Consider the following 1,258-nt stretch of genomic DNA (forward strand, 5'->3'; position numbering starts at 1 on the left):
GCCCCTATCAAAAAGAAAAAGCATGGTCGTTTGGAAAAAAGCGTGTTACGCGTTGGCTTGGATCTGCTGCGGGAATTATTTTTTAAAATTGATCGTTCGGTTAACAATTTCGTGAATGATATTGCGTCAATTTTTAATCAAAAAACTGTAATTGAGCGGGTATTTACAGGGAGATAAACTTTTGTCCTGTACAGAGAATATTTCTGTATAAGAATAATTTTTTGGTACTCTTCGGTTTTAATTGCACAATTAATTTTTTTTCCAGTAGCATTGTAAATGGTTGATCATTTTCATGTAATGTTCAATGGAGTGTTGCTTAACACCTATGTCTTGTATTAAATCATTTTTCTTTTAAAATAAATGACTGACTCCAATTATTTTTAGGGTCCGTGTACAAAAATTTTAGAATAGTTTCACGAGAGAACCTGCGAACCTTAAAACGAACACAGCGTTCAAAGTGCCCGTGTCAAAACCGGACAATGTTCTTTTAAAAGTATTGAATTGTATTAACGAACCACGTAATCTTATGACGCGTAGAGAAATTTCCGTGCTGCAAATTAGAATAAATGATAACGCTTGTGTTCACAACCTAGAAGCGGTGCTTGGGGAATATCATGATGTCCCAAAGCATGAAGTCTGCCAAGTCATATCTATTTAGGGATATCTGTCGTTGCGGTACCCAAACGCTTCGTGTTATTAGTTTTTCCGCTGATGTTTTCCCCACTATAGGGGTGAATAAGGGATCTATCTAAAAATTTTACTCTTAAAGGGATGTTATAATAAATCTATATTGTATTAGATATAAAAAGAAGCGAGTTATAGACTCATATCATTGAGCGCATTTTGTAATTCTATCCTCAATCCATCTCATATGAGTCCAGAATTTTTCTATAGGATTTAGAGCGTGTGAATAAGAAGATAAAAATATTATTTTTCAACCAATAAATTCGATGAACGCTTTCGTCTTTTTTCATTAGACCTCTTCGGAAACTCTTATTGTTCTAATTCCATGGTATAGACCCCTGCAATGAGCGTGAATCTCAGCCCAAATCTGTTACGCCTGTTTCTGTATGTATCAGAGATGATCTTGAAGCGTTTGAGTATCCCAATACCATTTTCATTCATTACCCGCTCGCTGGAAAGCTCTCTATTTTTCCTTTTTTTTTCTTGCATTAGCGGATTTTTCTTACCCTTCTTTTTTGGAATGTCAGTTCTACTATGGAGTGTTTTCAAGCCTTGATATCCTGTCTCCGTAATA

General features: G+C 35.2%; 1 protein-coding gene. It reads right to left on the reverse strand.

Annotation, left to right across the window (positions count from 1 at the left end; all coding sequences use genetic code 11):
* Positions 1–993 precede the first annotated feature (993 nt).
* A partial coding sequence (locus HCUR_RS00735; RefSeq protein WP_279337381.1) for a transposase family protein occupies positions 994–1,258 on the reverse strand: 265 nt, incomplete at its 5' end.

Origin of the sequence: Holospora curviuscula (assembly GCF_002930195.1) — a bacterium.
Lineage (GTDB): Bacteria > Pseudomonadota > Alphaproteobacteria > Holosporales > Holosporaceae > Holospora > Holospora curviuscula.